This is a genomic window from Veillonella sp. VA139 (assembly GCF_003992005.1).
GTDB lineage: Bacteria > Bacillota > Negativicutes > Veillonellales > Veillonellaceae > F0422.
Genome location: NZ_RQVL01000032.1, coordinates 1 through 22,219 on the forward strand (window position 1 = coordinate 1; position 22,219 = coordinate 22,219).

Annotated in this window: 24 protein-coding genes; 22 read left to right on the plus strand and 2 right to left on the minus strand. The window is 41.1% G+C overall.

Annotation, left to right across the window (positions count from 1 at the left end):
* The first annotated feature begins 522 nt into the window (after positions 1 to 522).
* On the plus strand, positions 523 to 2,676 hold the full coding sequence (locus tag EO125_RS08850) for a cation-translocating P-type ATPase (protein WP_127148575.1): 2,154 nt from the start codon (positions 523 to 525) through the stop codon (positions 2,674 to 2,676).
* A gap of 326 nt (positions 2,677 to 3,002) precedes the next feature.
* Here EO125_RS08850 and EO125_RS08855 read toward each other — a convergent pair whose 3' ends face one another.
* Positions 3,003 to 3,191: a hypothetical protein gene (locus EO125_RS08855; protein WP_127148576.1), complete on the minus strand. Its 189-nt coding sequence runs from the start codon at positions 3,189 to 3,191 to the stop codon at positions 3,003 to 3,005.
* Positions 3,192 to 3,563: 372 nt separating this feature from the next.
* Between EO125_RS08855 and EO125_RS08860 the strand changes: the two genes are divergently transcribed.
* From EO125_RS08860 to rimM, 7 genes are all read left to right on the plus strand, one after another.
* Positions 3,564 to 4,385: a MerR family transcriptional regulator gene (locus EO125_RS08860; RefSeq protein ID WP_127148577.1), complete on the plus strand. Its 822-nt coding sequence runs from the start codon at positions 3,564 to 3,566 to the stop codon at positions 4,383 to 4,385.
* A 299-nt stretch (positions 4,386 to 4,684) separates the two neighbouring features.
* Positions 4,685 to 5,002, plus strand: coding sequence for a putative DNA-binding protein (locus tag EO125_RS08865; RefSeq protein ID WP_127148578.1), 318 nt, complete (start codon positions 4,685 to 4,687; stop codon positions 5,000 to 5,002).
* Position 5,003: 1 nt separating this feature from the next.
* Complete coding sequence (gene ffh / locus EO125_RS08870) at positions 5,004 to 6,353, plus strand: signal recognition particle protein (protein WP_127148579.1); 1,350 nt, start codon at positions 5,004 to 5,006, stop codon at positions 6,351 to 6,353.
* A 27-nt stretch (positions 6,354 to 6,380) separates the two neighbouring features.
* The gene (gene rpsP, locus EO125_RS08875) at positions 6,381 to 6,644 is read left to right on the plus strand and encodes a 30S ribosomal protein S16 (protein ID WP_009353289.1); all 264 of its coding nucleotides are present in this window, start codon (positions 6,381 to 6,383) and stop codon (positions 6,642 to 6,644) included.
* Between the two features lie 21 nt (positions 6,645 to 6,665).
* A complete protein-coding gene (locus tag EO125_RS08880) occupies positions 6,666 to 6,893 on the plus strand; it encodes a KH domain-containing protein (RefSeq protein ID WP_009353402.1) in 228 nt (75 codons plus the stop codon).
* A 12-nt stretch (positions 6,894 to 6,905) separates the two neighbouring features.
* Entirely contained in the window at positions 6,906 to 7,313 is a 408-nt protein-coding gene (locus EO125_RS08885; protein ID WP_127148580.1) for a YlqD family protein, read from the plus strand.
* On the plus strand, positions 7,313 to 7,810 hold the full coding sequence (rimM, locus tag EO125_RS08890; protein WP_127148581.1) for a ribosome maturation factor RimM: 498 nt from the start codon (positions 7,313 to 7,315) through the stop codon (positions 7,808 to 7,810). The genes EO125_RS08885 and rimM overlap by 1 nt, the downstream gene beginning before the upstream one ends.
* Positions 7,811 to 7,869: 59 nt before the next feature.
* Here the strand turns inward: rimM and EO125_RS08895 are convergent, their stop codons facing one another.
* Positions 7,870 to 9,333 carry a nucleotidyltransferase family protein gene (locus tag EO125_RS08895; protein WP_127148582.1) on the minus strand — a complete coding sequence of 488 codons (1,464 nt, stop codon included), beginning with the start codon at positions 9,331 to 9,333 and terminating at the stop codon, positions 7,870 to 7,872.
* Between the two features lie 210 nt (positions 9,334 to 9,543).
* Between EO125_RS08895 and EO125_RS08900 the strand changes: the two genes are divergently transcribed.
* The 14 genes from EO125_RS08900 to secF all read left to right on the plus strand — a co-directional run bounded on the left by EO125_RS08900 (position 9,544) and on the right by secF (position 21,888).
* On the plus strand, positions 9,544 to 10,110 hold the full coding sequence (locus EO125_RS08900; protein ID WP_127148583.1) for a hypothetical protein: 567 nt from the start codon (positions 9,544 to 9,546) through the stop codon (positions 10,108 to 10,110).
* A 3-nt stretch (positions 10,111 to 10,113) separates the two neighbouring features.
* Positions 10,114 to 11,328 (plus strand): acetate/propionate family kinase, encoded by a 1,215-nt coding sequence (locus EO125_RS08905; RefSeq protein ID WP_127068212.1) that lies wholly within the window; start codon positions 10,114 to 10,116, stop codon positions 11,326 to 11,328.
* 121 nt (positions 11,329 to 11,449) lie between these two features.
* Entirely contained in the window at positions 11,450 to 12,076 is a 627-nt protein-coding gene (locus EO125_RS08910) for a hypothetical protein (RefSeq protein WP_127148584.1), read from the plus strand.
* Between the two features lie 243 nt (positions 12,077 to 12,319).
* Complete coding sequence (gene radC, locus EO125_RS08915; protein WP_127148585.1) at positions 12,320 to 12,994, plus strand: DNA repair protein RadC; 675 nt, start codon at positions 12,320 to 12,322, stop codon at positions 12,992 to 12,994.
* Between the two features lie 71 nt (positions 12,995 to 13,065).
* The gene (gene ruvC / locus EO125_RS08920; RefSeq protein WP_127148586.1) at positions 13,066 to 13,566 is read left to right on the plus strand and encodes a crossover junction endodeoxyribonuclease RuvC; all 501 of its coding nucleotides are present in this window, start codon (positions 13,066 to 13,068) and stop codon (positions 13,564 to 13,566) included.
* Positions 13,567 to 13,573: 7 nt separating this feature from the next.
* A complete protein-coding gene (gene ruvA, locus EO125_RS08925) occupies positions 13,574 to 14,185 on the plus strand; it encodes a Holliday junction branch migration protein RuvA (RefSeq protein ID WP_127148587.1) in 612 nt (203 codons plus the stop codon).
* 2 nt (positions 14,186 to 14,187) lie between these two features.
* A complete protein-coding gene (gene ruvB / locus EO125_RS08930; RefSeq protein WP_127148588.1) occupies positions 14,188 to 15,195 on the plus strand; it encodes a Holliday junction branch migration DNA helicase RuvB in 1,008 nt (335 codons plus the stop codon).
* Positions 15,192 to 16,655, plus strand: a complete 1,464-nt coding sequence (locus tag EO125_RS08935) for a SpoIID/LytB domain-containing protein (protein WP_240630460.1) — start codon at positions 15,192 to 15,194, stop codon at positions 16,653 to 16,655. The genes ruvB and EO125_RS08935 overlap by 4 nt, the downstream gene beginning before the upstream one ends.
* A gap of 11 nt (positions 16,656 to 16,666) precedes the next feature.
* Complete coding sequence (queA, locus tag EO125_RS08940; RefSeq protein ID WP_127148589.1) at positions 16,667 to 17,692, plus strand: tRNA preQ1(34) S-adenosylmethionine ribosyltransferase-isomerase QueA; 1,026 nt, start codon at positions 16,667 to 16,669, stop codon at positions 17,690 to 17,692.
* Positions 17,693 to 17,737: 45 nt separating this feature from the next.
* Positions 17,738 to 18,847 carry a tRNA guanosine(34) transglycosylase Tgt gene (gene tgt, locus EO125_RS08945; RefSeq protein ID WP_127148590.1) on the plus strand — a complete coding sequence of 370 codons (1,110 nt, stop codon included), beginning with the start codon at positions 17,738 to 17,740 and terminating at the stop codon, positions 18,845 to 18,847.
* A gap of 8 nt (positions 18,848 to 18,855) precedes the next feature.
* Entirely contained in the window at positions 18,856 to 19,149 is a 294-nt protein-coding gene (yajC, locus tag EO125_RS08950; protein WP_127148591.1) for a preprotein translocase subunit YajC, read from the plus strand.
* Positions 19,149 to 19,718, plus strand: coding sequence for a 5-formyltetrahydrofolate cyclo-ligase (locus EO125_RS08955; RefSeq protein WP_127148592.1), 570 nt, complete (start codon positions 19,149 to 19,151; stop codon positions 19,716 to 19,718). Before yajC ends, EO125_RS08955 begins: the two co-directional genes overlap by 1 nt.
* Before the next feature lie 11 nt (positions 19,719 to 19,729).
* Positions 19,730 to 20,992 (plus strand): protein translocase subunit SecD, encoded by a 1,263-nt coding sequence (gene secD / locus EO125_RS08960; RefSeq protein WP_127148593.1) that lies wholly within the window; start codon positions 19,730 to 19,732, stop codon positions 20,990 to 20,992.
* A complete protein-coding gene (gene secF / locus EO125_RS08965) occupies positions 20,989 to 21,888 on the plus strand; it encodes a protein translocase subunit SecF (RefSeq protein WP_127148594.1) in 900 nt (299 codons plus the stop codon). Before secD ends, secF begins: the two co-directional genes overlap by 4 nt.
* The last annotated feature ends 331 nt before the right edge of the window (positions 21,889 to 22,219 follow it).

Consider the following 22,219-nt stretch of genomic DNA (forward strand, 5'->3'; position numbering starts at 1 on the left):
ATTTACTGGTAGTGCATTTAATAAATTTGTGTTAGTATTAGTCATAAGAACTGAACCTTCTTTCTGTGATTTTTATTTGACACTTAAATCTTAAAGAAGTTCAGTTCTTTTTTCAATACTAACTAAACACGTTTACACAAAATATTTTACACTGTCTATGGAGATTTAGTTTACAATGGCTGAATATCTATAGTATAACATAAATTAGCCCTATGCCAGTATCTATGAAAGAAGGTCCTGAAATTAATGTAATTGATGGGAAGGCAATTTATGTCACACATATCTGTGAAATATGTGCAAGGAATAGTAGAATCTGCGTAGGGTAGATACTGTGAACCTGTGTAAAATATTTTGTGTAAACATATTTGGTTAGTATTGAAAAAAGAATTGAACTGTGTAAGATATAGGCTACAAGATTTGTATAAGCTATATACTATGAAATAAATAGAGTATATGTTAATATATTCATATCAAGAAATTTAGATGCCTTTCAGATGAATGTATTTATTATGAGGAGGAACAATGCATAAAGAAGAATTTTCTATTATTGGCATGCACTGCGCTGCTTGCGTAGGGCGTGTAGAAAAAGCAGTTAGCAAATTAGATGGTGTAGAAGATGTGAAAGTCAATTTGCTCACCAATAAAGGAACCGTAACGTATACAGAAGGTAGCACAATAGGTGCGACAGAAGTCATCGCAGCCATTGAAAAAATAGGCTTTGGTGCGCATGTGGCTGCGGATGAAGGCGTGATGGTAGAACCGCCATCCCATAAAAAACAATATATACGACTAGGCGTGGCAGCTCTCATGTCTATCCCTATGATGGTATCCATGGTGGGACACTATCTATGGCATTGGCCGATGTTATCTCATGAAATTGAATTAGTCTTAGCTACGATCGCTCAATTTGGTACAGGTTGGATTTTTTACACGGGTGCTTTTGCGGCCGTTCGGAGTGGTACACTCACTATGGATGTACTAGTAGCATTGGGGACTTCTGTAGCATATGGATTTAGTATTTACCAAATGGCGGTAGGGAATAATGATCTCTATTTTGAAACCTCTGCGTGGCTTATTACATTTATTTTGCTAGGTAAATTATTAGAGGATATCGCTAAGGGCCGTACGTCTGAGGCGATTCAAAAATTAGTGGCATTACAACCTAGCGTGGCCCATGTGGAACGCAATGGGGAGTGGATGGACATTCCTACGAAGGAGATTGTCGTAGGCGACAAGATCCAAGTACGGGCCGGCGAAAAAGTACCAGTAGATGGAATTATTTTAGAAGGTCATTCCACAGTGGATGAGGCCATGTTGACAGGTGAAAGCGTACCTGTAGAAAAAGGTCAGTCTAGTCAAGTCATAGGCGCCACAGTTAACGTGTCGGGCACGTTTATTATGAAAGCCACTGCTATTGGGGGGGAAACTATGTTATCCCAAATCATCAAAGTGGTGGAACAAGCGCAAGCCTCTAAAGCGAGCATTCAGCGTATCGCCGATGTGGTGGCATCCTATTTTGTACCGGTGGTCATCGGGATTGCCGTCCTTACAATGGGAATTTGGTATTTCGGATTAGGATCTACCGTAGGAGAAGCTTTATTATATGGCACAGCTGTGCTTGTAATTGCCTGCCCGTGTGCCTTGGGATTGGCGACACCCACATCCATCATGGTAGGTTCAGGCCTTGGGGCAGAACATGGGGTGCTCATTAAAAGTGCAGAGTTTCTAGAAAAAGCAGGTCATATCAATGCCATCATCATGGATAAAACAGGGACGTTAACAAAAGGGGAACTATCTGTTACAAAAGTGATATATACAGCAGGTGATGAAATGTATAACTTAGCTTTCACAGTGAATCTTGAAAAAGGATCCACCCATCCCATTGCACAAGCTATTGCTGCATATGGCGCTAGCAAAGGGGTGCCACAGATGAGTGTGAAAGATTTCCAAGACATTCCTGGAAAAGGGCTAGAAGGATGCATAGCTGGTAAACTTGTAAAAGTTGGTCATACTCGATGGATGCAAGAACTAGATGTTGATATCACGCCATGGCAAGCGGAGATTCACAGTCTGGAAGAACAAGGTAACTCTGTATCTATCTTGTTAGTAGACGGCACAGTACACGGTATTTGGGCTGTAGCAGATACATTGCGTCCAGAAACTCCTGAGGTTGTAAAGGCTTTACAAGAGCAAGGCATCGATGTGTGGATGGTAACAGGGGACAATGCGCGCACAGCGAACTATGTAGCTGCGCAAGCAGGAATCACTCACGTGGTAGCGGAAGTACTGCCACAAGATAAAGCAAATACCATCGCCACATTACAAAGTCAAGGAAAATCCGTTGGCATGGTGGGAGATGGTATTAATGATGCGCCAGCTTTAGCGCTAGCAGATATTGGATTTGGTATCGGTCATGGTACGGACGTAGCCATTGAGGCGGCAGATATCGTATTAGTGCGAAATGATTTGCGCACCTTAGTACAAGCCGTGACGATTAGTCGTAAAACGATGACAAATATTAAACAAAATTTATTCTGGGCATTGATCTTTAACTGCATTGGTATTCCATTGGCAGCTATAGGGTATTTGAGCCCTATCATTGCCGGAACCGCCATGGCATTTAGCTCTGTTACGGTGGTGAGCAATGCATTGCGGTTAAAACGTGCAAAAGTGTAATCATCAGCCTATATGATGATCCGGAGAAGTTCATAACTTTATTGTAATATCTATGTAATAGGACTTACATGAACATTCACCGTATGTCATACAATAGAAAAGGACTATAACAAATACGAACTAGGTACGATTTGCTATAGTCCTTTTTGTGGATATTATACAAAATGCTGGAATTATGTATATAAGCGTGGTCAGTAATAGTTTTAACACAAAAATAGAACCCCAACTCAAGGGAAGAAGAGTTGGGGTTTTGTTTCGGACATCGTCCTATCTATTTCACTCAAAGGTTGGGGTATATTCTAATAGTATGGGCGTACGTATTTGAATCAACCTTTTCTGTGCTTACATTTACCAGCTGTGTTGCCGCTCATAATGCGGTTGAACATAGCGTGGATTTCCTCGGAAGATTGACCTTCTTCACGAGCTGCTTCAATATGACGCATTGCCATATCGTAACGTGCTAATTTTTCTGGATCGTTCGCGTAGAATTCGCGACCTTTGTGTCCACATGCCATAGGAATAGCCTCCTTAATACAATATAGTTTATACTTATTAACTTGCTCATTGAGGACTCCTGCCCTCTGATATTATAATAAAGTATATGGTTATGGTGGAGTCAACAACTAAAAATAATTATTCTTAAAACTATTTGTATATCTTATTAACCGTTGATACTATGGGATTTATAAGGATTCAAAACCTCCTAAGCCAACCTTTTTATGAGAATTAATTTAATAATATGCAAAATATATGAATGAAAGTTAATATGTTAAAAAGCCCACAGTTATGCTATAGTATAGGTATGGATAAAACTATATACCTGTAGTTTAGTTTTGCATGAAAATCGATGAATTACATAGAAGATCATCATAGAAAGGACGGTGCCTATGCGAAATATTTATATGACGATTGGAGATGTGTCGAAGATTTACGGCATATCGAAACAAACTATCTTATATTATGAAAAATTAGGATTATTTCCTCCTGCAAAAATTGAAGAGAATGGATACCGCTATTATACTTTAGAAGAATGTTATCGATTAGAAATTATCTTAACACTAAAAAAATTGAATTTATCTTTGAAAGATATCCAAGATTATGTGGAACACAGAGGGACACATATGCTGAAAACCTTATTAGAAGATGCACGGTATGGATTTGATCGGGAGATTAACGATTTATATACGAATAAGATGAATTTAGAGAGAACTCTGTTTAATTTGGAACGGTATTTGAAAATCCCGCAAAATAGATTATTCTTCGGTATGAAAGAAGAGTCCTTCTATGCATTGACTCCTTATGATGCGACAGAAACTGGAAAGAAAAAAGTATTTACCCTAATAGAACATCAAGCACAGTTGTTAAAGGAAGTTCCCTTTAAAGAACTAAAAATTGGTATGGCTATAGATGGAGAGTCTTATGAAAAAGGGGATATTACGAATTATAGTCATTATTGTACAGATGTAGGATTTGATTATGAAGGGGATAAGGAAATTGTGACTCGTCCGCGAGGCATGTATCTAGAGATGTTTTATACGGGGCTTTATGAAGAACAAGCGCAGTGGATGTACGACAAGGTAAGTAGCTATCTATCCTATGAAAGTTTGCAAATATCAGGCCCCGTGTATATAGAACCAGTGCGTAATTATTGGACGGAAACAGATAGAAATAGTTATTTATATAAAATTACAGTACCTGTAGAGGAATAGTAGCATTTTAATAATATGCAATATAACAAATGCATATTGGGAAAAATTTAAATCACAAATAGAAAATGAACAACAAAAAAATTCATACTGTTAGAGAATCACCTTATCCATATATGGTAGAGTGCTATTGAAATACATAGTTAGTAGATTACGTCATAAATGTTTGACTACTGTATATAAGTGTAAAGGTAAATTGCTTTACAAGTATTGACAAGGCTTGTAAATATTGGTAATATAAGGTGTAAATATTTTTTGCTTGACAGATAATGCTTTCAAAAAGAGCGCTAGAGGAGTGAATCATGGAAGAACGAATGACAATTAGTTTGTTGTTAGATTTTTATGGATCCTTGTTGACGGAGCGACAACGAGAGTGTTACGCCTTGCATCATGAAGATGATATGTCATTAGGTGAAATTGCAGAAGAGTTGAGCATATCTAGACAAGCCGTCCACGATAATATTGAACGAGCTAAGTCCAGTATGGAGGCTTATGAAGGAAAATTACACCTTATTGAACAATATTTGCAGCGACAACAGATTGTGAAAGAACTGAAAACACAGTTGGAATCAGTCACATCTACAACGATTCAATCATTATTAACACAATTGGAGGGCTAGTATGGCTTTTGAAAATTTAACACATAAATTGCAAGAAGCCTTTGCATCCTTAAAAGGAAAAGGTAAAATTTCTGAAGATGATGTCAACCTAGCGTTGCGACAAGTTCGCTTTGCCTTGTTAGAAGCAGACGTAAACTTCGCAGTAGCGAAAGACTTTATTGCTCGTATAAAGGATAAAGCTTTGGGGGAAGAAGTATTCGGCTCCCTGAATCCTGCGCAAACGGTCATTAAAATTGTGAATGACGAATTGACCGAGTTATTAGGTGGTACTGAAAGTCGCATCATGATTTCTCCGAAAGCACCGACCATCATTATGTTGGTAGGCTTGCAAGGGGCAGGTAAAACGACTACAGCTGGCAAATTGTCTGTACATCTTCGTAAACAAGGTAAGAATCCGATGCTGGTAGCAGCCGATGTGTATCGTCCAGCTGCGATTAAGCAGTTGCAAGTGGTAGGTGCTCAAATCGATATTCCTGTATTTGCAAATGAAACACCAGGTGCGAATCCAGTAGAGATTGCTAAAGCAGGTATTGAAGAAGCAAAACGCCTATTCAAAGATATTGTCATCATTGATACAGCGGGTCGACTTGCTATTGATGAAACATTGATGGATGAACTAGCCAATATTAAACGTGAAGTGAAACCTCATGAAATTTTGTTAGTAGTAGATGCCATGATTGGTCAAGATGCGGTAGGCACAGCAGAAGCATTTAATAATTACCTAGGCCTTGATGGTGTAATTTTAACGAAAATGGATGGGGATGCCCGTGGTGGTGCAGCGCTTTCTATTAAAGCAGTAACAGGCACACCGATTAAATTTACAGGTACTAGCGAAAAGATGGATGGCTTAGAAGTATTCCATCCAGATCGTATGGCATCTCGTATCCTTGATTTGGGCGATTTCAAAACATTAATTGAAAATGTGCAAAGTTCTATCGATGAAGAAGAAGCGAAAAAAATGGCTGAAAAGATGGCCAAAAATAGCTTTACTTTGGATGATTTCTTAGCACAAATGAACCAAATCCGTAAATTGGGGCCTTTGCAAAACTTATTGGGCATGTTGCCTGGTATGGGGAAATTGAAAGACCAATTAGCGGGCTTTGACTTAGACAATAAAGAAGTACGTCAAATTGAAGCCATTATCAAATCTATGACGATGGCGGAACGTACGGATCCTAATATATTGAACGGTTCTCGCCGTAAACGTATTGCGGCAGGTTCCGGCACTACAGTGCAGCGAGTGAATCAATTGATCAAACAATTTGAAGAGGCTCGCAAATTTATGAAACAGATGCAGTCTATGAGCAAAGGTAAGAAGGGCATGTTCCCTAAATTACCGTTCATGGGATAATATTCTATTTAAGGAGGTGAAAGAAGAATGTTAAAAATCCGTTTAACTCGTTTAGGTGCTAAAAAAGCTCCTTTCTATCGTATCGTTGTTGCTGACTCCCGCGCTCCACGCGAAGGTCGTCCAGTTGATACAGTAGGTCAATACGATGCTACTAAAAACCCAGCAATCGTTAATATTGACGAAGAGAAAGCATTAGAATGGTTGGGTAAAGGTGCACAACCTACTGATACTGTTCGCTCCTTGTTCAAAAAACATGGTGTTATGCAAAAATTTGCTGACGCTAAAAAATAATTAATAGAGAGGCGTACTGTGATGCAAGAATTAATTACATTAATTGTTCAATCATTAGTTAAGCAACCTGAAGCCGTTTCTGTTACTATGGAAGTCCGCGATCAAGTGGAAGTCTATGAAATCCGTGTCGCTCCTGATGATATGGGTAAAGTAATTGGAAAGCAAGGTAAGATTGCGAAAGCAATTCGCGCTGTGGCAAAAGCAGCGGCTATTAAAGAGAACAAGAAGATATCCGTTGATATTGTCTAAAAGGGTGGTAACATGGAAGAAATGACATTACGCGTACCCGTGGCAATTAAGTCTAAGGTTACGGACACTTTAAAAAACAAAATCATTGCTGATTTACAACAGCAAATGGACATGGTGGACCAAGATTTACAACAAATCGAATTCCAAGCTAAACGTTTGTTAAGTGAACAAGCAAAAATTGATGCACAAGGTTTAATCCAATTGCGTCAACAAATCGAGGAAGAAAAGCAACAACGCGTAGCTTTCAAAGCTCAAGTAGCAGAGCGCTTGAAAGAAGCAGAAAAGCTTGAAGTTGGTTCTGAAATTGCCCAAGGCCAAATGGAGCAAACAATTACTGTGAAAATCGGTGACAATTTAGATGCTCTTATGGGGTCTGAAATTTTGCTAGAAGATGGCAAAGTTGTGGCATTCCGTAAATAATGGATACCCAAGAACTGATTACCATCGGTGTGATCGTCGCTCCGCACGGTGTGCGGGGCGATGTTCGTATATTGCCGAGAACAGACTTCCCAGAACGGTTTATGAAGATGGATGTGTGCTACATCAATGGTCAACCATACCACATTACATCTGCAAAGTTTCATAAGCAATTTATATTGGCTACTTTCAAAGAATTGCCTGACCGCACTGCTGTAGAGCGTTTGGGAAAACAAGAAATTAAAGTGCCAAGACAAGATTTGGTGGAATTGCCAGAAGATAGATATTATGTCTTTGAAATCGAAGGCCTTGCTGTGGAAGATACAGAAGGCAATGATTTAGGTATCGTAAAAGAAGTATTGCAACCTGGTGCAAACGATGTGTACGTGGTAGCCAAAGAGGGTGAACCTGATTTGTTGTTGCCTGCTTTGAAAACAGTGGTGTTAACCATTGATATCGAAGGCGGTAAGATGATCGTAGATCCTCCAGAATGGTTGTAATAGAAAAGTCCCTTGTACTGAGTGCAATGATGCATTCAGTACAGGGGACTTTTTGTGTTCTATAGACTTTGCACATACATAGGACTGGTGGTGTAATCATAATGACTGTCACGATAGCGTGGATTATCTATAGTGAGTCTCCATAGTCGACTTGCTAGTTGATCTTGCTCGCACAGTACTTTGGTAATGCCAGTTGCTTGCTGACAGAAAGGAGCCCACTTTTGCACGATAGGAATAGAGGAACGCTTTCCTTTTAAGTATTGACGACCTCTGTCGTTGAAAGCTAGTAGACGACCGTAGGTAGGTCCTTGTTGGTGGCAGTCTTGGAACATCTCTTGAGTGCGACGGAAGAGGCTATAGGTAGCGAGACGATCGAGTCGAGCGTAGGTATAGCGTTTTGATTTTAAACTTTCACGGGCTTGTTCCCAAGAGGAGAGGGTACTCGCAGTGAGCCAGGCATCTTCTAAACCGTCACTCATGTCATGTAAGGTTTGCAAATCTTCTTTGGTTGCTACACGACTAGTGAGGTGAATCATATCATAATAGCGCTCTAAGGTAGCGTAATAGTTGGACTCTACGATGTCCATAGCGAGAGGGGCTACCATAGGGGGAAAATAGTGATACCAATTGGAAACATGTGTGCCTAACGATGCGGTCGAATCAATAGCTAATTTATCTAACAATCTGGATGCATCGTCTTCTAATGAGGCACAAGGTGCGTAAGAGGTATCAGACATTTGTAGTATGTTGTGAGACCTGGATAGACTGGAAGATGTTGGTTTGGATGCATAAATAGCATTTCGTAAGGCTGTGCCTGATGGAAATGAATCACCTAAGGTTGGATTGTGATGGGAACTCGTTCGTTTCACGGGAATGATGTCTAACTCGATGTGATAGCGATGTAAGGCACGTATGTATTCAATGCCTAAGATGATGTTAGGGTCAGTATTTAACATACTCATGTGATTTGACTTTTCTAATGAGTTGTTCCCTGATGAGGGCTGTTTTGTTTCTGAAATTATGTTGCTCTCTGAGTTTTGCCCAAAGGAATTATCAGTATTCAATGAGGTATTTGTTGAATGGTAAAGCTGAATTGCTTTACGAAGAGCTGTGCTATAGGAGTACCCCTGCCCTAAAAGAGTGCGCAACGATTCTTGCGTGCTAGGGTGATCGAGAACTTTAGCGATGGATACAAGTTCCTCTACATCTGTATGGCTGGCACCAAATGAGATAGCGTCACACCCTAGGGCATGTAATAATCTGACACCACCGGATGCAAAATATTCTGCCGAACTAACGGCGAACATAGAAGGTAGTTCAAAGACGATATCAGCACCACCCATGATAGCCCATTGAGCGCGATGAAATTTAGAAAATATGGCAGGTGTCCCCCGTTGCACAAAGTCGCCACTCATCACAATGAGCAAAGTTGCATCTGGATATGCACGGCGAAGCTCTTGTAATTGATGGGCGTGCCCTTTGTGAAAGGGATTATATTCTGCAATAATTCCGATGGTGTTCATGGTCTGGTACCTCCTGTTATGTATATTAGTATATCATGAGATAAAACTTTCATAAACGCTACCCATTTTACAAGGAACATCAAGATATGTTTTTATCATCTATATAGAAGAGCTACAATATATGAAAGAAGTCACAAAAAAAGGGTAGAAAAAAACGTGAATTTAGTGTTATAATTGGGTGTAGAAATTGTGTCTATTAGAGGTAAGCATATGAAACAATATATCATAGCCCTTGGTTTAGGGATGGTGTTGTTCTTAGGCGGTTGTGGTAGTCAACAGGCCATCGATACCTATAGTTTTGGTCAGAAAGTCATCAATGTAGGTCAATCTGAAGTGATTGTGGATTCACCTTTTGACTTTGGTCAGTTGGATAGAATTACAGCCAATGAAAAGGGACAACCTTTAACCATCTATGCAGGACTAGATAAAAATTATGGTGTCTATGTGAGTGCTACACAGGCTTCTACAGGAGCACCATTACCAACGCTAGAAGAGGGCGCAAAATTAGGGCAACAAGCTTTGGTTAAAGAATTAGGCCAAACGGGTGCCAATATACCATGGGACCAAGAGCGAGTGCAGGTGGACGGCGTACAGGCTGTGAAATCTACGATGCTAGCAGGTGCTAATGGACAAAAAATTAGGTTTACTCAGTATACTTTCATTAATAAAGGTGTACTGTGGAATATACGCTATTCATACAGTGAAAGTTCTCCACAAGGAGAAGAAATCAATCAACGTGTGAATGGGCACATTCAAGTTACTAAGAAAGAGGGATAAGACATGAACGTTTTAGTTGTAAACTGCGGTAGCTCCTCCTTGAAGTATCAATTAATTGATATGGAGCATGAAGTTGTATTGGCGAAAGGTCAATTTGAAAAAATCGGTTCCGATGATGCTATTTTCACGCATCGCCGTCCAGATGCTGACAAATTAGAACGCATCGAACCAGTGGCTGACCACAAAGTGGCGTTACAAGTCTTATTGGATATTTTAGTTGATCCAGAGCATGGCGTAATTGGTTCTATGGATGAAATCGACGCTGTAGGTCACCGTGTAGTACATGGTGCTGAAAAATTTGCTGATTCCGTATTAATCACTCCAGCAGTGATGGAAGCATTGGAAGAATGTGCGAAAATCGCTCCACTTCACAATCCTCCAAACATCCAAGGTATTGAAGCATGCCAAAAAATTATGCCAAATGTACCACAAGTTGGTGTATTTGATACAGCATTCCATCAAACAATGCCTGCTGAGGCGTTCTTGTATGGTCTTCCATACGAAGCATACACTGATTTAGGTGTTCGTCGTTATGGTTTCCATGGTACTTCCCACAAATATGTGGCACAACGTGTGGCTGAATTGATGGGTAAACACATGTCCGACCTTCGTATCGTATCCTGTCACTTAGGTAATGGTTCTTCCGTTACAGCTATCAAAGGTGGCCGTTCTATCGATACTTCCATGGGTTTCACTCCATTGTCTGGTTTGATCATGGGTACTCGTTGTGGTGATATTGACCCAGCTATCGTACCTTACTTGATGGAAAAATGGGATATGACATACCATGAAATTGATGCTATCATGAATAAAAAATCAGGTGTATTCGGTATTTCTGGCGTTTCTAATGACTTCCGCGTTATCGAAGAAGCTGCTGAAGAAGGCAATAAACGTGCGCAATTAGCATTGGATATGTTCCATTACAAAGTACGTGCTACCATCGGTGCTTACGTAGCTGTTATGGGTGGCGTTGACGCTATCGTATTCACAGCTGGTATCGGTGAAAATGGTATTGGTAACCGTGACGCAATCTGCAACGGTTTAGAATACTTAGGTACTCGTATTGACCCTGAACGTAACAATGTTCGTGGTAAAGAAGCTGAAATCAGTGCAGAAGGTTCCAAAGTTAAAATCTTTGCAATCCCTACAAATGAAGAAATCATGATTGCTCGTGATACAAAACGTATTACTAGCCCATTAGTGATGAAAAACTGGTAATCTTTGATTATCTGTGAAAGAGTCTCCTCTATGAGGAGGCTCTTTTTGTTGTTGACAAATACTTTCACTGGTTGCTATTCTAACAGTAGGATGATGTTACTGTTGATGAAAGGATGAGGTCATGTCTATACAATATCAAGAACAATCGAAACGATCCAACGCTGGCATTGCATTAGTCAGTGTATTTATTGCGATAGCATTGGGAGCCTTGGCATATAGTGTATGTAGATATCTGGAGTTAGGTAGTGTAGCTTTAGCAGAAATATTAATAGAAGTAATTATTTTATTTGTCCTAGTGTGGCAGGCAGTGGGGACCTATACATTTAGGTTGACCGAATCGGATCTCATCATTGATGAGGTAGGCTTATTAGGAAAGAAACGAATGGTCATTCCGTATACAATGATCAACGGGGTCTACCAATTTAAACAGTCCATGATGCCACCATTAAAATTTCGCTATAAATATCGTAAGCTTTCTTCTACCGATGATCGCCCAGTATGGGCATTAGCTTACTCAGTGGTGAAAGGGAAACAATTAAAACATGGCCGTGTGTTATTGAAAGCAGAGCAAGAGTTTTTCGATTGTCTAGCACAACATGTGCCGAACCTAATGCAGGTGAAAGAAGACCAAGTTGTCTTTCATGCGTACCTAAGAGAAGATGCTTTCAAACATGGAGAAGATTTTGAAACCTATGCAGCCAGTGTATATGGACAAAGTCATGCAGAGGCAGGTAACTCGGAAACGTAAAGACTATTTATATCGACTACAGGGGAAGTGTATACTAGGTGTGCCAGTGATTTTGTAACCATAAAGACATTTATGAAGAAATCGGGAAGAAAATAAAGGGTTTTTCTATTCTACGGCGAATACAATATAAAGAAAGATATATGCGTACCTACAATGGTACATAGTGATACGTCACACTCTTCGGAGTGTGGCGTGTTGTCGTTTATGGGACTAGAGGGTGTACTTTCAAATGTTGGAGGAATTATGCTGGACTTACAATCATATCAAATGCCACGAGAAAAATTTATTGCCTTAGGAGCGGAAGCGCTAGAGTTAGAGGAATTATTAGCGATTTTGTTGCGCACAGGTCGAAAGGGGGCTACTGTTTTGGAAGTAGCTCATGATGTGGTGAAACGAATGGAAGGATTGGTTGGTGGATTGAATAATGTTACCGTAGATACTTTGCGAGAGATTGATGGCATTGGGCAAGATAAGGCGGTGACCATTTGCGCGGCGATTGAATTAGGCCGACGGTTAGGTCAGATGAAAGTGAAACAAGATTGGGCAGATTTTAGCACTCCAGAAGCGGCGGCAAATTATATGATGGAACGTCTCCGCCACAAACGAGAAGAACATTTTTATGTGTTGCTATTGACGGTAAAGAATAAATTGATCAAGCCAGTGCTCATTTCAAAAGGGGGATTGACTAGTAGTACGGCGGAACAACGAGCCGTATTTCGCCAAGCCATCGATGCTAATGCGGCGGCCATGATATTGATGCATAACCATCCATCAGGAGACCCCACAGAGAGCAGTGATGATGTGCGAGTGACAAAAATTTTTGCCAGAGCTGGAGAGGTTATGGGGATTCCCGTGCTGGATCATATTATTATTGGAGATGGTACTTATGTGAGTTTGCTAGAAAAAGGTATACTATAAGGGTGCATATGTGCGGTAAATTTGCTATAATTAAATGATTGGAATAAAGATAAGATATCAGAGGTTATAGCGTGCGAATTATTGGAATAGATCCAGGCTATGCCATCTGTGGTTATGGTATCATTGATGTAGTGGGCAGTTCCTTAAAACCTGTTACGTACGGTGTGATTACCACAGAGGCGAAGACGCCAGAGGCAAGCCGGTTAGAAATTATATTTAATGAGTTGAGCGATATTCTAGAAGAATTTCGCCCTCAAAAATTTGGCATAGAAAAATTGTACTTTGCCCGCAATGTAACAACGGGTATTGGCGTAGCACAAGCAAGAGGTGTTACACTGCTGGCGGCGAGTCAACAAGATTTGCCGATTTATGAATACACACCATTACAGGTGAAACAATCTGTAGTGGGCTATGGGAAAGCCACAAAAGAACAGGTTATCTACATGACGATGAATTTATTGGGGATTCGTGAAAAAATTAAGCCTGATGATGCGGCCGATGCGTTGGCCATCGCCATCTGCACGGCTCATAGTTCCCATACAGATACATTGAAACAGATTTTACAATTGTGAGGATATAATGATTGCATATATAAAAGGAATTGTCACCCATCGATTGGTTGATGTGGTGTACGTGAATGTCCATAATGTGGGCTATCGTGTGTACGTACCTAGTTCAGTACAAAGTCAATTGCAAGTAGGAGAAGAAACATGTCTATTTACCTACACCAATGTACGGGAAGATGCCATTCAATTATATGGCTTTTTGACCATAGAAGATTATGAGCTGTTTTTATTGCTTATCTCTGTATCGGGAGTGGGTCCAAAATTAGGACTTGGTATTTTATCGGCTATTAGCCCAGACCACTTTGTGGGATTGATCATTAGTGGCGATACAAAAGGTCTTCAGAAATTGCCTGGTATTGGTAAAAAATCAGCAGAGAGATTGGTGCTAGAGTTAAAAGATAAAATTGAAAGCCTCGGTATTGCAGGTACTTTCACACCAACGGGAAGAATTTCACCAGTAGAACAAGTGCCTGTAGGTGCTACCGAAGAAGTGTTAGAAGCACTGATGGCATTAGGATATAGTGCACAAGAGGTGCAGCCAGTGATTCAAAATGTGTACGATGGAACACAGGAAGTACCAGTTTTATTAAAACAAGTATTAGCGGCATTGGGTAAAGGACGATAAGAATGGAACAAGAAAATCGAATTGTAACCATGCAAGAACGGGAAGAAGACAATTGGCAATTTAGTCTTCGTCCTCGCTATTTAAAAGAATACATTGGGCAAACACAGGCAAAAGAGAATCTTCATATTTTTATTGAAGCGGCCAAGCTGCGAGGAGATACCTTGGACCATGTCTTACTCTATGGACCTCCAGGGTTAGGGAAAACCACCTTGGCAGGAATCGTAGCCAATGAATTGGGCGTAAACTTTCGTGTTACCTCTGGACCAGCCATAGAACGAGCTGGCGATTTGGCAGCTTTATTGAGCAATTTGCAACCGGGAGATGTATTGTTTATCGATGAAATCCATCGCTTATCTCGCTCGGTAGAAGAAGTGCTATATTCTGCTATGGAAGATTATGCTTTAGATATTATTATTGGTAAAGGTCCCAGTGCTAGATCGGTGCGTATTGAATTGCCTAAATTCACCCTGATTGGTGCCACAACACGAGCGGGGTCTTTGGCGGCACCGCTCCGTGATCGCTTTGGTGTGATTAGTCGCTTGGAATATTACAAGCAAAATGAGCTAGAGTTTATTGTGAGCCGTTCTGCTGATATTTTAGATATCCATATGGACCCAGAAGGGGCTAGTGAAATTGCTCGTCGTTCTAGAGGAACTCCTCGTATTGCCAATCGTTTGTTGAAACGTGTTCGTGATGTAGCGCAAGTATTGGGTGATGGTGTGATTACAAAAGAAATTGCAGATCAGGCCTTACAGCGTTTAGATATTGATAAGCTAGGTCTAGATCGTATAGATAGACGTATTTTAAGTACTATTATTGAAAAATTTGATGGTGGCCCTGTAGGGGTGGACACGATTGCAGCCTCAGTGAGTGAGGAACGTGAAAGTGTTGAAGATGTGTATGAACCGTACTTGATGCAACTTGGCTTATTGGCACGAACAAATCGCGGGCGCATTGTGACACCGGCTGCCTATGACCACTTGGGGATCCCTAGGAAGGTGGATGCATGAAAAAGGTAGGATATCGCTATGTAGCGATTGCAATAATGACGACTTTATTAGGGGCTATGCCATTGGTAGGGATGGCAGTCTCGCAAAAGGAAGTGCCGAAACGTACATTAGTGAAAGCCCCCTTCGTAAAGCCAAATGAAAGAAAAGCTCCTACAGTACCAAAGCGAGTGATTCAGAGGCCTACGGTGAAAGCATCGAATACTGGAAAACAGACTGTATCAGAATCTAACAAGAAAGATAAAAAAGGTGCTACAAAAGTAGAAGCTACTTCAATACGAAAATCAGGTTCTAGTGGAGAGCCTGTGATACGAGTATTGCTTGGACATAGATCACAATCTTTCAGTATCACTAGCAAGATGCCCATGGTCGTCTTAGATGGTGCAGGTCGCCAAGTGCAGACAATCAAAGAACACCAAAATGTCACTATTTCCGGAGACGGCGGGGTGGTTCGAGTGAATGGGAAGCCCATCGGTACAACCATTAGTATTCAAAATTCACAAGGTCGGTATGGGTCTGAATTACAAACGTTGGGAAAAACTTATCGTGGCGGTATTACTGTACACGCCAATGGATCGGGAATGATGAGTGTAGTGAATGTGTTAGGCTTAGAACAATATGTACAGGGGGTAGTCCCAGAAGAAGTGGTACCTAGTTGGCCTGTAGCAGCTCTTGAGGCACAAGCGGTAGCGGCTAGGACCTATGCTTTACACTCTATGAAGAATAAACAAAACAATCTGTATGATATTGGAACCACTACAGCTGACCAAGTATATGGTGGAAAAAGTAGCGAATTTGCCAGCACGAATGCAGCAGTAAAGCATACCCATGGTATGGTGATTACCTATCAGGGGCAACCGATTAATGCTCTTTTTCATTCCGATGGAGGTGGCTATACAGAAGATAGTGTCAATGTATGGGGGAATGATGTACCATATCTAAAGGGTGTAGTAGATTACTCTAATCATGAAGGGACCACCGTGTGGAATGTTATCACGAGCCGTCAAAGTATAGAGCAGAAATTAGCGAGTGCTAGCAAATCGGTAGGATATTTACAGAAAATTGAATTGTCTCCGTTGGGGGATCGATCTGTGAAAGCACAAGATCGTGGCGTATCAGGGCGTGTAAAAGTGATGAAATTTATCGGTGAGAGGGGGTCAATATCGCTAACAGGAGAACAGGTACAAGGGATATTTGGATTAAAGTCCACTTTATTTGATTTTTATGTAGGGCAAAGCCCTCCAACCCGTATGCAAGGATCCTCTGTAAAACCAAACCATACTTTTAGCAAAGCGAATCAGACAGTGACAATTCATGGATATGGTTGGGGACATGGATTGGGGCTTTCACAGTGGGGAGCGGCAGAAATGGCTAGCCGAAAAGAGGCAAGACAGCCTGAGTATTATAAAGTGATTTTACAACATTATTACCAAGGTACGGCACTTACAAAACTGTACAATTAATGAGGAATAGCATGAAAGTATCTGATTTTAATTATGATTTGCCGGAGGAACTCATAGCGCAACATCCGGTAGAACCACGGGATATGTCACGATTGATGACCTTGGACAAGGTGAGTGGAGAAATCTGCCATAAAGCATCCTTTCACTCTATACTAGAAGAGTTGCAGGTAGGAGATGTGTTAATTTTCAATAACACGAAGGTCATCCCAGCACGTTTGTATGGAGAACGAAAAGGAACAGGTGGCAAGGTAGAAGTACTGCTGTTGACGCCGAAAGGAGAACATCTATGGGAATGCCTTGTGAAACCGGGTAAAAAATGTCAAAAGGGACAAGAACTGTCCTTTGGTGCCAATTTGGAAGCGGTTGTTGTTGATCATACAACATTTGGTGGTCGATTGATTCAATTTAAGCCAAATGGCAATTTTGATGAGATTATCAATGATATTGGGGAAATGCCATTGCCTCCGTATATTCATGAAAAGCTAGAAGACAAAGATAGATACCAAACAGTATATGCCAAAGAAAAAGGGTCCGCAGCAGCACCGACGGCGGGCTTACATTTTACACCGGAACTGTTGAATGAAATTCAGGCTAAAGGTGTGCAAATTGGATTTGTTACCCTTCATGTAGGATTGGGTACATTCCGTCCTGTGTCGGCAGAATCCATTGAAGACCATGATATGCATAAAGAGTTTTATCACGTGTCGGAAGAGACTGCAGAACTTGTGAACCGTGCCAAAGCAGAAGGACGAAGAGTGATTGCCGTAGGAACTACATCGGTGCGCACCTTGGAATCAGCAGCGACCGAGGTAGGTCATGTAAGAAGCGGTTCCGACTGGACTCAAATTTTCATCTACCCAGGATATACTTATAAGATGGTAGACGCATTGATTACTAACTTTCATCTGCCACAGTCTACCTTGCTCATGCTCATTAGCGCTCTAGCTGGCAGAGAGCATTGTCTGGCGGCCTATGAAGAGGCGGTACGTGAAAAATATAGATTTTTTAGCTTTGGTGACGCAATGTTCATTCGATAAGTTGAAAGTTGTGTTATAATACAGAAGTAATAAAGGAGTGTATATATGGCGATTAGATATGAATTGCAAAAACAATGCCCCCATACAGGTGCACGGGCAGGGTTATTGCATACTCCTCATGGAACTTATGAAACACCAATGTTCATGCCCGTAGGGACACAGGCAACGGTGAAAACATTGGCCCCAGAGGAGCTCAAAGCGATGGGCTCTCAAGTCATTTTGAGTAATACCTATCATTTATTCTTGCGCCCGGGTGCTGACCTAGTGGAAGAGGCTGGTGGATTGCACAAGTTCATGAATTGGGACCAAGCCATCTTAACCGATAGCGGTGGGTTCCAAGTGTTCAGTTTAGGCAAGTTGCGCAAGATTACAGAAGAAGGGGTGAACTTTAGATCTCATTTAGATGGGTCTAAAAAATTCTTGTCTCCTGAAGTGGCAACAAAAGTACAGGAACAATTAGGATCTGACATTATGATGGCATTCGATGAATGTATCCCCTATCCGGCGGATCATCGGTATGCAGATGCATCCACAGCGCGGACTACACGTTGGGCGGAACGTTGCCAAAAGGCACGTCGTTCCAAAAACCAAGGCATGTTCGGCATTGTCCAAGGCGGTATGTATAAGGACCTTCGTGAAAGAAGTGCCAAAGAATTGGTAGCTATGGACTTTGAAGGGTATAGCATTGGCGGTCTTTCTGTAGGGGAACCACATGATTTGATGTATGAAGTACTAGAATATACAACACCATTGTTGCCTACCAATAAAGCTCGTTATTTGATGGGTGTTGGTACTGCTGACTGTTTAGTGGAAGGGGTAGCTCGTGGTGTCGATATGTTTGACTGCGTATATCCAACACGTGTGGCACGAAATGGTATGGCCATGACATGGAAAGGACGATTGAATTTACGTAATGCCTCTTTCATGCGTGACTGGGGTCCTATTGAAGAAGGTTGCGGCTGTTATGCGTGCCGTAACTATACAAGAGCTTATATTCGACATCTATACAAAGCAGAAGAAATTTTGGCTTTCCGTTTGGTGTCGTATCATAATTTATATTTCTTACTAGAATTTATGCGTCAAATGCGTAAAGCTATCTTAGAAGATCGCTTTGTAGCATTCCGCGAAGAGTTCTGGCAATATTTTACTAAATAGGAGGATGTATGGATTTCTTAGAATTTTTCCAAGGACAAACAGGGCAAGCAATTTTACCATTATTGATTATGGTCGTGATTTTTTATTTCTTGTTATATCGTCCACAAAAGAAACAACAAAAACAACGTCAAGTGTTATTGAATAGTCTAAAAAAAGGTCAGAAAGTATTGACCGTAGGCGGTATTTACGGGGAAATCGTTTCCTTAACAGAAGATACACTAGTGCTACAAGTATCTGAAAAAGTAGAAATGAAATTTGCTCGTACAGCCATTGCACAAGTTCTTGGAAAGGACCAAAAGTAATGGATAAAGCGTCATTGCGACAGGCTTTTTTAGAACGTCGTCGCAGTGTGCCAGTCCAAGAGGTTCCTACGTGGTCGGCACAATTGGCGGATCGACTGTGGGCTATGCCTAAAGTGGTTGATGCGGAGCATATCATGGCCTATTTGGCTATGCCCAAGGAAGCTAATCTAGATGCTTTCATTATAAAAGCCTTGGAGCAGGGTAAGCATGTATATGTACCTGTGTGCGTAACCAAAACGGAGATGGTAGGTGTTCGGATTACTGATTTAGAAACACTTGCGAGGGGCACGTTGGGAATCCGTATTCCTAAGGAGCCTTATGAGATCGTAGAACCAATGGAATTGGATTGTATTCTCGTTCCCGGCCTTGCCTTTGATCGTAGAGGCGGTCGCATGGGAATGGGGGCTGGATATTATGACCGATACTTACAACAGATTGCTGTAGAAAAACGAATCGGTATTGCCTGGGATAACCAACTTTCAGAGGAGGTATTACCCATGGCACCTCATGATGAGTGGATGCACAAAATCGTAACCCCATCAGAGAGTATCCATTGTTATAAAGGATAGGAGGGAATCCATTGAACACAAAAGCAGCTTTACGCTTTTTCGGCGTAGTAGCAGTGATTTTAGGCCTATTTATTTGGCTCATTGGACCACTTGCCAACTCCATTAAACAAGGGTTGGATTTACAAGGTGGTACTCATATTGTATTAGAAGCGCAAGATTCTGGCCCGAATTTGGTCACAGATGATGCGGTGGAACGGGTTATTCAAATTTTAGGCCGTCGTATTAATGAAATGGGTTTAACTGAGCCTATCATTCAACGAGAAGGTAAAAAACGTATCATTATCGAATTACCTGGTGAAAAAGATCCTCAAAAAGCTATTGAGACAGTTGGTAAAACAGCGGTTCTTGAGTTCCGTGATGAAAATGGCAAAGTTCATTTAGATGGTAATGATTTAAAAGATGCAAAAGAACAATTAGAAGGTAAACAAGCATCCGTTAATATCCAATTAACAGATGAAGGGGCGAAAAAATTCGGTGCTTTAACAACCGCTAACATTGGTCGTCATATCGGTATTTACCTTGATGGTGAGCAATTGACAAATCCAGTGGTGAACGAACCAATTACTGGTGGCAGTGCTCGTATTACAGGTAGCCGTGATTTAGAAGAAGCAAAAAGCTTAGCCATCTTGTTGCGCTCTGGTGCGTTGCCTGTTAAAGTAGAAGTGATGGAAGTACGTACTGTTGGTCCTACTTTGGGTCAAGACTCGAAAGACAAATCCGTAGTAGCCTTCGGTGTTGGTATTGCCTTAATCATCGTATTTATGCTTGTCTTATATAGATTATCTGGATTTGTGGCGACGATTGCACTACTGGTATTCGTAATGATTTTAGTAGCCATTCTGGGACCGCATGCCCTGAATGCGACCATGACCTTACCGGGTGTGGCGGGGATTATCCTCAGTATGGGGGTTGCCGTGGATGCGAACATCCTAATCTTTGAACGGTTCAAAGAAGAAGTGGTGGAAGGTAAAACATTGCGTATGTCCATGGAATCTGGTTTCCGTCGTGCTTTCGATACGATCTTTGATGCGAACACATCCGTTATGATTACAGCGGTAATCCTCATTGTTCTTGGTAGTGGCCCTGTAAAAGGCTTCGCTATCAACTTGGCATTAGGTGTTATCGTATCCATGTTTACAGCTGTATCCATGAGCCGTACCTTGATGCATATGCTGATTGCAGCACAAATTACAAACCGACCATTCTGGTATGGTTCTAACGTATCTCCATCTATTACGATTGAAGCATTTAAGAAAGGAGATAAGAAAAAATGACATTTGATGTAATAAAACGTCATCGTTGGTGGTTTAGTATTTCTTCCATCGCGGTTATTATTAGTATTATCTCCATGTTTATATATGGATTTAACTTTGGTATCGATTTTACTGGTGGTACCATTGTAGAAGTAGAATTTAGCAAACCCGTGCAAGTGTCTGCTGTGCGGGAAAATTTGAAAGCTTTCGATTTGGAAAATGCAGTCATCCAATTATCTGGTGCCGATGCTACGGAATCAGAAGGTAAAACAGTAATGATTCGTACTCGTAACCTTGAGGCTAGTGAAAGTCAAGCTGTGATAGCAGCCTTGAACAAAAACTTGGCAGAAGGTACAGTAAAACGGATTGAATCGGTTGGTGCTGTGATCGGTTCCGAAGTTACAGAGCATGCATTGACTAATTTGCTTATCGCTTTCGTAGCGTTAGCGTTGTATATTACCTATCGCTTTGAGTATCGTGTGGCCTTGTCTTGTTTAGCGGCTATCTTCCATGACCTCATCATGGTACTAGGTGTGTTCTCTTTCTTCCATTTAGAAATTGATTCGTCCTTCCTAGCAGCAATCTTGACAGTTATTGGTTACTCCATGAATGAATCTGTGGTAATTTTTGACCGTATTCGTGAGAATACACATACTCATAAGCGTACCGATACATTTGCAGACCTTGCCAATGCGAGTATCCACCAAAGTATCCATCGTTCTTGTTATACATTATCTACAGTATTGTTTGCATGTTGTTCTTTATACTTCTTTGGTGGGGATACAACAAAAAACTTTGCTCTATGTATGATTGTTGGTTTCGTAAGTGGTGCGTATTCATCCATTTGCGTGGCTACATCATTGTGGGCGATTTGGAAATCAAATAATAAAAAAGATGTACGGAACGTACGCTCCTAAAGCGTCACTTGAGATGCTATTCTGCCTTGTGGCGATTATTAACTGAATATGATGAAGGGAAGAGCACGGCATACTCCTCACAAACGGTATTTCATAATGTTTGTTCGGAGCACACCGTGCTCTTCTTGTATTTACGTGATTAAGTCAATAATATAGCCACAAGGCGTTCTACGCATAACTGCGTTCCTTACGGGGGAGCACGGTATATCCCCTCAGAAACGGTATTTCATAATGTTTCTTCGGGGACACACCGTGCTCTTCTTGTGTTTGTGTGATTTAGGTAGTACGAAACGCCACAAGGCTACTACGCATAACTGCGTTCCTTACGGGG

Coding starts and splice junctions, on each gene's coding strand:
- radC (WP_127148585.1), top strand. CDS start 12,320: ATGCTGGACTTACAATCATATCAAATGCCACGAGAAAAATTTATTGCC.
- EO125_RS08900 (WP_127148583.1), top strand. CDS start 9,544: ATGAAACAATATATCATAGCCCTTGGTTTAGGGATGGTGTTGTTCTTA.
- EO125_RS08850 (WP_127148575.1), top strand. CDS start 523: ATGCATAAAGAAGAATTTTCTATTATTGGCATGCACTGCGCTGCTTGC.
- ruvB (WP_127148588.1), top strand. CDS start 14,188: ATGGAACAAGAAAATCGAATTGTAACCATGCAAGAACGGGAAGAAGAC.
- EO125_RS08865 (WP_127148578.1), top strand. CDS start 4,685: ATGGAAGAACGAATGACAATTAGTTTGTTGTTAGATTTTTATGGATCC.
- EO125_RS08860 (WP_127148577.1), top strand. CDS start 3,564: ATGCGAAATATTTATATGACGATTGGAGATGTGTCGAAGATTTACGGC.
- ffh (WP_127148579.1), top strand. CDS start 5,004: ATGGCTTTTGAAAATTTAACACATAAATTGCAAGAAGCCTTTGCATCC.
- EO125_RS08855 (WP_127148576.1), bottom strand. CDS start 3,191: ATGGCATGTGGACACAAAGGTCGCGAATTCTACGCGAACGATCCAGAA.
- tgt (WP_127148590.1), top strand. CDS start 17,738: ATGGCGATTAGATATGAATTGCAAAAACAATGCCCCCATACAGGTGCA.
- EO125_RS08885 (WP_127148580.1), top strand. CDS start 6,906: ATGGAAGAAATGACATTACGCGTACCCGTGGCAATTAAGTCTAAGGTT.
- EO125_RS08880 (WP_009353402.1), top strand. CDS start 6,666: ATGCAAGAATTAATTACATTAATTGTTCAATCATTAGTTAAGCAACCT.
- secF (WP_127148594.1), top strand. CDS start 20,989: ATGACATTTGATGTAATAAAACGTCATCGTTGGTGGTTTAGTATTTCT.
- EO125_RS08905 (WP_127068212.1), top strand. CDS start 10,114: ATGAACGTTTTAGTTGTAAACTGCGGTAGCTCCTCCTTGAAGTATCAA.
- yajC (WP_127148591.1), top strand. CDS start 18,856: ATGGATTTCTTAGAATTTTTCCAAGGACAAACAGGGCAAGCAATTTTA.
- ruvA (WP_127148587.1), top strand. CDS start 13,574: ATGATTGCATATATAAAAGGAATTGTCACCCATCGATTGGTTGATGTG.
- queA (WP_127148589.1), top strand. CDS start 16,667: ATGAAAGTATCTGATTTTAATTATGATTTGCCGGAGGAACTCATAGCG.
- rimM (WP_127148581.1), top strand. CDS start 7,313: ATGGATACCCAAGAACTGATTACCATCGGTGTGATCGTCGCTCCGCAC.
- EO125_RS08895 (WP_127148582.1), bottom strand. CDS start 9,333: ATGAACACCATCGGAATTATTGCAGAATATAATCCCTTTCACAAAGGG.
- rpsP (WP_009353289.1), top strand. CDS start 6,381: ATGTTAAAAATCCGTTTAACTCGTTTAGGTGCTAAAAAAGCTCCTTTC.
- EO125_RS08910 (WP_127148584.1), top strand. CDS start 11,450: ATGTCTATACAATATCAAGAACAATCGAAACGATCCAACGCTGGCATT.
- EO125_RS08955 (WP_127148592.1), top strand. CDS start 19,149: ATGGATAAAGCGTCATTGCGACAGGCTTTTTTAGAACGTCGTCGCAGT.
- EO125_RS08935 (WP_240630460.1), top strand. CDS start 15,192: ATGAAAAAGGTAGGATATCGCTATGTAGCGATTGCAATAATGACGACT.